At 66.3% G+C, this 8,304-nt stretch carries 8 protein-coding genes; all 8 read right to left on the bottom strand.

The window, feature by feature from the left end; all coding sequences use genetic code 11:
- Positions 1–27: 27 nt before the first annotated feature.
- Positions 28–672: a class II aldolase/adducin family protein gene (locus tag ACIPIA_RS06285; protein ID WP_400507720.1), complete on the bottom strand. Its 645-nt coding sequence runs from the start codon at positions 670–672 to the stop codon at positions 28–30.
- On the bottom strand, positions 669–1,778 hold the full coding sequence (gene mtnA, locus ACIPIA_RS06280; RefSeq protein ID WP_400507718.1) for an S-methyl-5-thioribose-1-phosphate isomerase: 1,110 nt from the start codon (positions 1,776–1,778) through the stop codon (positions 669–671). The genes ACIPIA_RS06285 and mtnA overlap by 4 nt, the downstream gene beginning before the upstream one ends.
- Before the next feature lie 4 nt (positions 1,779–1,782).
- A complete protein-coding gene (locus ACIPIA_RS06275) occupies positions 1,783–2,310 on the bottom strand; it encodes an adenine phosphoribosyltransferase (protein ID WP_400507722.1) in 528 nt (175 codons plus the stop codon).
- A 75-nt stretch (positions 2,311–2,385) separates the two neighbouring features.
- A complete protein-coding gene (locus tag ACIPIA_RS06270) occupies positions 2,386–3,261 on the bottom strand; it encodes an S-methyl-5'-thioadenosine phosphorylase (protein ID WP_400507715.1) in 876 nt (291 codons plus the stop codon).
- Between the two features lie 156 nt (positions 3,262–3,417).
- Positions 3,418–4,296, bottom strand: a complete 879-nt coding sequence (locus ACIPIA_RS06265; protein WP_400507713.1) for a cytochrome c1 — start codon at positions 4,294–4,296, stop codon at positions 3,418–3,420.
- A 7-nt stretch (positions 4,297–4,303) separates the two neighbouring features.
- Entirely contained in the window at positions 4,304–5,590 is a 1,287-nt protein-coding gene (locus ACIPIA_RS06260; RefSeq protein ID WP_400507711.1) for a cytochrome b, read from the bottom strand.
- Positions 5,591–5,643: 53 nt separating this feature from the next.
- On the bottom strand, positions 5,644–6,192 hold the full coding sequence (petA, locus tag ACIPIA_RS06255) for a ubiquinol-cytochrome c reductase iron-sulfur subunit (protein ID WP_400507709.1): 549 nt from the start codon (positions 6,190–6,192) through the stop codon (positions 5,644–5,646).
- Between the two features lie 191 nt (positions 6,193–6,383).
- The gene (locus ACIPIA_RS06250; protein WP_400507707.1) at positions 6,384–8,249 is read right to left on the bottom strand and encodes an ABC transporter ATP-binding protein; all 1,866 of its coding nucleotides are present in this window, start codon (positions 8,247–8,249) and stop codon (positions 6,384–6,386) included.
- Positions 8,250–8,304: the final 55 nt, after the last annotated feature.

Genomic DNA, 8,304 nt, shown 5'->3' with positions numbered 1-8,304 from the left:
CGCCTCGGGTAGATGTCGGCAGCGATTTCAGCCGACCTTGCCGTAACCTGCGAACTTCGCGCCGACGCGCTCCATTTCGGCCGCATCGAGGATGACCGGATCGAGCCCGGCCGCGAGGATGTCGAGATATTGCCCGGCGAGGTTCTCGACCTCCGCGACGATCGTGTGGGCGCCGGCCAGCGTCTGCCCGAGCGCGATGACGCCGTGATTGGCGAGCAGCACCGCCTTGCGCCCTTCCAGCCCCTTCACGGCATTGGCCGCGAGCTCCGGCGTGCCGAAGGTGGCGTAATCGGCGCAGCGCACATCGGCCCCGCCACAGAGAGCGATCATGTAATGGAATGCCGGGATCCCGCGACGGGTGCTGGAAAGCGCCGTGGCACGCGGCGAATGTGTGTGCACGATCGCCTGCGCGTCCGGCCGCGCCCTGTAGATCTCGACATGGAACGGCCATTCCGAGGAGGGCTTGCGCGAACCGGCCAGCACGGTGCCGTCAAGCGCCAGATGGATCAGGTCCTCCGGCTTCGTCTGCGCATAAGGCAGGCCCGATGGTGTGATCAGCAGTCCTTCGCCGAACCGCGCCGAGACATTGCCCGATTTTGACGGACAGAAGCCCGCCCGGTCGATCGCCTGTGCGACCGCGACGATTTCCTGCCGCAGATCCGCTTCGCTCATGCCGTCGCCCTGTTCGCCAGATCGGGAAAGAGATGTGCGAGGCCTTCGGCACTGGCAACGCAGACGCCACGCTCGGTGATGAGCCCGGTGACGAGGCGCGCCGGCGTAACGTCGAAGGCGGGATTGGCTGCGCCGCTGCCCGGCGCCACCACGCGCACGGAGCGCACTTCGCCATCCTCGGCAAGGCCTGAGAGATGTGTCACTTCGCGCGCCGCCCGCTCCTCGATCGGAATCTCGGCAAGACCATCCCGGATGGCCCAGTCGATCGTCGGCGAAGGCAGCGCTACATAGAACGGCACGTCATTGTCATGCGCCGCGAGCGCCTTCAGATAGGTGCCGATCTTGTTGGCGACGTCGCCGCTGGCGGTCGTCCGGTCGGTTCCGACGATCACCATGTCGACCGCACCGCGCTGCATCAGATGGCCGCCGGCATTGTCCGTGATCACCGTATGCGGCACGCCATGGGCACCGAGCTCATAGGCCGTGAGCGACGCGCCCTGATTGCGCGGCCGCGTCTCGTCGACCCAGACATGGACGGGGAGGCCGGCGTCATGGGCCAGGTAGATCGGCGCCAGGGCCGTGCCCCAGTCCACCGTCGCGATCCAGCCGGCATTGCAATGGGTGAGGATGTTGACCGCCTGCCCCGCCAGCTTGCGCGTGGCGATTTCGCGGATCAGCGGCAGGCCGTGCTCGCCGATCGCGCGGCAGAGCGCGACATCCTCGTCGCAGATCGCCAGCGCCTCCGCATAGGCAGCCTCCACTCGCCGTTCGGAAGGCAGAGCCGTCAGGACCCGCCGCATGCGCGCCAGGGCCCAATGCAGGTTGACGGCCGTCGGCCGAGTCGCACCCAGCAGCGCCAGCGCCGCCTGGAGCGCAGCATCGGAGGCATCCGCCCGCATCGCCAGCGCGACGCCATAGGCGGCGGTCGCGCCGATCAGCGGCGCGCCGCGCACCACCATGGACCGGATCGCGTCAGCCGCCTGCTCGACCGACCCCAGCGCCACCGTCTCGAACCGGAAGGGCAGACGCGTCTGGTCGATGACCACGACACGCCAGCCATCCTGCGCGAGCCAGATCGTCCGATAGTGCTGGCCGTTGATCTTCATGGATCTAGTCGCCGCTGAAGGACACCAGGGTCCGGACGGGAACGCCGAGCCTTCTGATCTTGTCGGCTCCGCCGAGATCGGGGAGGTCGACGATGAAGCAGGCCGCCACGACCTCAGCGCCGAGCCCGCTGAGCAGGTTCACCGCCGCTTCGGCCGTGCCGCCGGTCGCGACGAGATCGTCGACCAGCAGGACACGCTCGCCCGGCTGTACGGCGTCGCGATGGATCTCGATCTCGTCGGCACCATATTCGAGCGCATAGGTCGCCCGCAGTGTCTCGAGCGGCAGCTTGCCCTTCTTGCGGACCGGGATGAAGCCCGCGGAGAGCTGATGTGCCACCGCGCCGCCGATGATGAAGCCGCGTGCTTCGATGCCGGCGATCTTGGCGATCTTCAGCCCGGCGAACGGCTGGACCAGTTCGTCGATGGCGCGCCGAAATGCCCGGGCATCGCCGAGCAGCGTGGTGATGTCGCGAAAGACGATGCCGGGCCGGGGATAGTCCGGGATCGCGCGGATGCTGTCGGCGAGGTTCATGGGCGTCGTCTCGGGCGTGATGGCGGACGCCTTGGTCGGACGCCGGGCCGGCTTCGTCAAGGGCGCTGCCATGACTTAGCTCTTCAGCACCCGGCCGGCCACCGCGTCGAGCTTGGCCAGCAGGGCGGGATCGCGGAAGGAAGGAGCGGTGATCAGAGCATTGTCGAGCGCATTGTGCGAGCCGGCGGGGCAAGCCTCGCGCTCGGCCGGAAAATCGGCGGCGAGCCGGGCGACGAGGCGACGGGCCTTGTCCGCGTTCTCGTGCAGAACCGCCACGACGGAGGCGACGTCGACCGCCCCATGCAGTTCGTGCCAGCAATCATAGTCCGTCACCATGGCAACGGTGGCGTAGGTGATCTCCGCCTCGCGCGCGAGCTTGGCCTCCGGCATCGCCGTCATCCCGATCAGGTCGTAACCGAGCCCGCGATAGGTCATCGATTCCGCATAGGTCGAGAATTGCGGCCCCTCCATCGTCACCAGCGTGCCACCGCGCACGAATGGCAGGTCCTCGGCCTGCGCCGCTGCCGCGATCCGGCCCTGAAGTGCCGGCCCGACCGGATGGGCGACGGAGACATGGGCAACGCAGCCCCGGCCGAAGAAGGAGCTCTCGCGCCGCGTGGTGCGGTCGACGAACTGGTCCACAAGGACGAACAGCCCCGGATAGAGCTCGGCCTTGTATGAGCCACAGGCCGAGAGCGAGACGAGATCGGTCACGCCGGCCCGCTTCAGCACGTCGATATTCGCGCGGTAATTGATCTCGGAGGGCGGGATGGCATGTCCCCGCCCATGCCGCGGCAGGAAGACGATCTTCGTCGTGCCGATCCGGCCGATCCGCAGCACGTCCGACGGCTGGCCCCAGGGGCTTTCGATGCGCTCCTCGCGGAGATCGCTGAGGCCCGGCAGATCGTAGATGCCCGATCCGCCGATGATTCCGAGAACGGCTTCGCTCATGGCTGATTCCTTGTTGCGGGCGCGGAAGGGATCACCTTTCGATGACGGTCGCAACACAGTCGGTGCCGATCACCGCCCCGCCGTATCCGCGGAACCGTCTTCCGACAACGAAAAAGGCCCCGTCTCCGGGGCCTTTCTCAGAACGTTCTTCGCCGTTCAGTGAGCCGGCGAGCCGTCCGGCATGCGCGACCACACCTTCTTCTTGGTGTAATAGAGCAGGAAGGCGAAGATCGTCAGGAAGATCATCACCTGCATGCCCAGGCGCTTGCGCGCTTCCATATGCGGCTCCGCCATCCAGACCATGAAGGCCGCGACGTCGCGGGAATACTGGTCGACCGTCTCCGGCACCGGCGACTTGCCATCCGGCCCCTTCGGATACTCGACCTGGCCGTCCGAGATCGGCTTCGGCATCGCGATCAGATGGCCGGGCATGTACCGGTTATAGTTCTGCCCCGGCAGAAGCGTCACGCCGGCAGGCGGCTCCTCATAGCCGGTCAGCAGGGCGTGGATATAGTCCGGCCCCTGCTCCTGATACTGCGTGAAGATGTCGAAGATGAAGGTCGGGAAGCCGCGCGTATAGGTGCGGGCCTTTGCCAGGACCGAGAAGTCCGGCGGGAAGGCGCCGCCATTGGCCGCGCGTGCTGCCTGCTCGTTCGGGAACGGCGACGGGAAGCGGTCGGCCGGCCGGCCCGGCCGATCGAACATCTCGCCCGTCTCGTTCGGGCCGTCCTTGATCTGATAGGTCGCGGCAAGCGCGGCGACCTGGCCGGGCGTGAACTCGGGGCCGCCCGGCTGCGACAGGTTGCGGAAGGCGACGAGGCTCGCGCCATGGCAGCTCGCGCAGACTTCCTTGTAGACCTTGAAGCCGCGCTGCAGCTGAGCCCGGTCGAACTTGCCGAAGGGGCCGGAGAACGACCAGCTCATCGCCGGCGGCTTCGGACCGGCCTCGGCGGCCTGGGCGGCCGGCTGGAACATCGCCAGCGACAGGCCGGCGGCGAGCCCGGTCAGGGCAAGACGAAACGAGATTCTGCTCATGGTTCCGTCAGCCCTTGACGTTCGGTTCGGCAGCCGTGGCCGCCGCGATGCGCGCTGCCGAGCCGTTCTTGGCGGAGGCCGCCAGCACGGCGTCGGCGATCGAGGTCGGCAGCGCCTTCGGCCGCTCGAACAGGCCGACGACGAACAGAGCCACGAAGAAGCCGAAATACAGCACGGTGAAGATCTGCGAGGCGATGACGTAGCCGCCTTCCGCCGGCATGGCGCCGAGATAGCCCAGGCCGATGCAGACCACGACGAAGGCCCAGAAGAGCTGGCGTGCGATCGGGCGATAGCTCATCGACCTGACCTTGGAGGTGTCGATCCAGGGCAGGAAGGCGAGCACGACGATCGCCGCACCCATGGCGAGCACGCCGCCGAGCTTGTCGGGAATGGCGCGCAGGATCGCGTAGAACGGCAGGAAGTACCATTCCGGGACGATGTGCGCCGGGGTCGAGGCCGGGTTCGCCGGGATGTAGTTGTCGGCATGGCCCATGAAGTTCGGCTGGTAGAACACGAACCAGGAGAACAGGATCATGAACACGACCATGCCGAAGATGTCCTTGACGGTGGCATAGGGCGTGAACGGCACGGTGTCCTTGGCGACGTTCTTCACCTCGACGCCGGTCGGGTTGTTCTGGCCGACATGGTGCAGCGCCCAGATGTGCAGCCCGACGACGCCGAAGATCATGAACGGCAGCAGGTAGTGCAGCGAGAAGAAGCGGTTCAGCGTCGGGTTGTCGACCGAGTAGCCGCCCCACAGGAAGGTGACGATCGTCTCGCCGACCACCGGGAGCGCCGAGAACAGGTTGGTGATGACGGTCGCGCCCCAGAAGGACATCTGGCCCCAGGGCAGCACGTAGCCCATGAACGCCGTCGCCATCATCAGCAGGAAGATGACCACGCCGAGGATCCAGAGCACCTCGCGCGGCGCCTTGTACGAACCGTAGTAGAGCCCGCGGAAGATGTGCACGTAGACGGCGATGAAGAACATCGAGGCGCCGTTCGAGTGCAGGTAGCGCAGCAGCCAGCCATAGTTCACGTCGCGCATGATGTGCTCGACGGAGTTGAAGGCCATCGACGCATGCGGCGTGTAGTGCATCACCAGCACGATGCCGGTGATGATCTGCGCGACCAGCATGAACACGAGGATGCCACCGAACGTCCAGAGGTAGTTCAGGTTGCGCGGGACAGGATAGGAGACGGCCGAATCATGAGTCAGGCGAATGATCGGCAGGCGGGCGTCGAGCCAGCGTTCGATGCCTGTCTTCGGGACGTAGGAACTGTGACCACTCATGAAGAATGCCTCAAGGCTGTCTCAACTTGGCGGGAAAGCGTCGAGCGCATTGCTCAGCCGATCTTGATCTTGGAGTCCGAGGTGAACGCGTAGGGCGGGACCGGCAGGTTGAGCGGTGCCGGGCCCTTGCGGATGCGACCGGAGGAATCGTAGTGCGACCCGTGGCAGGGGCAGAACCAGCCGTCGAAATCACCCTTGGACTCGCCCGGCGCCGTGCCGAGCGGGATGCAGCCGAGATGGGTGCAGTTACCGAAGACGACGAGGAACTGCTCGTGGCCGGCCTTGGTGCGCTGCTGGTCGGTCTGCGGGTCACGCAGCGTGGCGACATCGACGGCGAGAGCCTCGTCGATCTCCTTCCTGGTGCGATGGCGCACGAAGATCGGCTTGCCGCGCCAGAACAGCTTGATCGCCTGGCCTTCCGCGATGGGAGCCAGATCGACGTCGACAGGCGCGCCCGCGGCGACGGTCTGCGCGTCCGGAGCAAGCTGGCTGATCAGGGGAACGAGGACTGCGCCGACGCCGACGGCGCCGGCAGCGCCAGTCGCAAGCATCAGGAAATCGCGGCGGGTTGTTCCGGTCGATGTATCGGTCGCGTTCGCCACGATCCAATCCTCTTACACGTCTTGCGAGCTGTAACAGCTCGAAATTGTCGCCTGTCGCCCTCATAGGGGCGCGCCGCGACCGCCGCAATGCGGCGGTGCGTCACCTTGGGCTCTTTGACATGCAGATTGGACGAAGTCTACTGTCGCGAACCTCCCGCCCATGCATGGCGCACAGTTCGCTGGCGAGGGCCTCAAACGGCAAGCTTTTCCGGATCAGCGGCCGCGAGGAAGCCGCCGGATTGGCGCGCCCAGAGCCGGGCATAGAGCCCTCCCCGCGCGATCAGTTGCTCGTGGCTGCCGGTATCGACGATCCGCCCCTGATCCAGCACGATCAGGCGGTCGAGCGCGGCAATCGTCGAAAGTCTATGCGCGATGGCGATCACGGTCTTGCCCTGCATCAGGGCCGCGAGCTGCTGCTGGATCGCCGCCTCGACCTCGGAATCGAGCGCGGAGGTCGCTTCGTCGAGAATCAGGATCGGAGCGTCCTTGAGCAGCACCCGCGCGATGGCGATGCGCTGCCGTTGCCCGCCCGAGAGCTTCACGCCGCGCTCTCCGACGCGCGAATCGAAGCCCTGCCGCCCGTCCTGGTCGCCTAGCCCGAGGATGAAGTCGTGCGCCTCGGCCTGGCGTGCCGCGGCGATGATCTCGGCTTCGCTCGCGCCGATCCGGCCGTACGCGATGTTGTCGCCGATCGAGCGGTGCAACAGCGAATTATCCTGTGTCACCATGCCGATCTGGGCTCGCAGGCTGTCCTGCGTGACATGGGCGATATCCTGCCCGTCGATCAGGATGCGCCCGCTTTCGAGCGGGTAGAGCCGCAGCAGCAGGTTGACCAACGTCGATTTGCCTGCCCCCGACGGCCCGACCAGCCCGATCCGCTCGCCGGGCTGGATTTGCAGATCGAGCCCCTCGAACAGGCCCTGCGCGCGTCCGTAATTGAAGCGGATCTTCTCGAAGCTGATCGCGCCCTTGTCGACGACGAGCGGCTGCGCATCCGGCGCATCGCGCAGGTCGTGCGGCTTGGCGATCGTCTCCATGCTCTCCTGCACCGAGCCGATATTCTCGAAGATGCCGCGCACGAGATGGATCAGCCAGCCGGACATCTGCACGAGGCGCAGCACCAGGCCGATCGCAGCGGCGACGGCACCCGGCGTCATCTCGCCCTGGCTCCAGAGCAGCAGCGCGAGCCAGGCCGTCGCCACCACGAGCAGGCTGTTCATCGTCTGCAGGATGACGCTGACGCCGGTGATCAGCCGCGACAGGTTGAGGAACGACGCGTTCCACCGCGTCAACGAGTCGCGGACGGCCGAGCGCTCTGCGTCGCTGCGCGCGAAGAGCTTCACCGTCAGGATGTTGGTGTAGGAATCGACGATGCGTCCGGTCGTGCTCGACCGGCCGAAGGAGTTCGCTTCCGACCGCGCCTTGGCACGCGGCACGAAGTAGATCAGCAGCGTCACATAGGCCGCTAGCCAGGCGATGACCGGCAGCGCCAGCCAGATACTCGTCTTGCCGAAGAAGCCGATCGCCACCGAAGCGAAGACGAGCGCGTACCAGAGGTCGTCGATGACCTCGATCGTCGCGCCACGGATCGACTGCCCGGCCTGGATGACGCGGGCGGAAAGGCGCCCGGCGAAATCGTTCTGGAAATAGCCCAGCGCGTGGCCGAGCGTGTAGACATGGTTTCGCCAGCGGATCTGGTTGGTGATCTGCGGCACCACGACCTGATCGACGATGGCGTGGTTGGCAAAATAGATCAGCGGCCGGACCACGACGAGCAGGAAGGCCGCGCCGGCGAGTACCCAGCCATGATCGCGGAAGATCGTTTCCGGCGACTGCGTCGAGAGCAGGTCGACGAACCAGCCGACCATCAGATACATCGCCGCCTCGATGCCGCTGAAGCCGAGGCCTGTCAGCATGATCAGGGCCATCCAGCCCCGCACGCCCTTGATGTGATGCCACATGAAGGGCCAGACGCCGCGCGGCGGCGTCTCCTGCTCATTGAACGGAGCGAAGACATCAATGCGGCTCTCGAGCCAGCGGAAGAGCGGAGCGAACATGTCTGCCTTCCTCTGGAGCGGCATCACGACGGATTCGAGGCATATGGCCCCCGGC

Source organism: Allobosea sp. CER48 (assembly GCF_044752385.1).
Taxonomy (GTDB): domain Bacteria; phylum Pseudomonadota; class Alphaproteobacteria; order Rhizobiales; family Beijerinckiaceae; genus Allobosea.
This window is presented reverse-complemented; position numbering and strand designations above follow the sequence as displayed.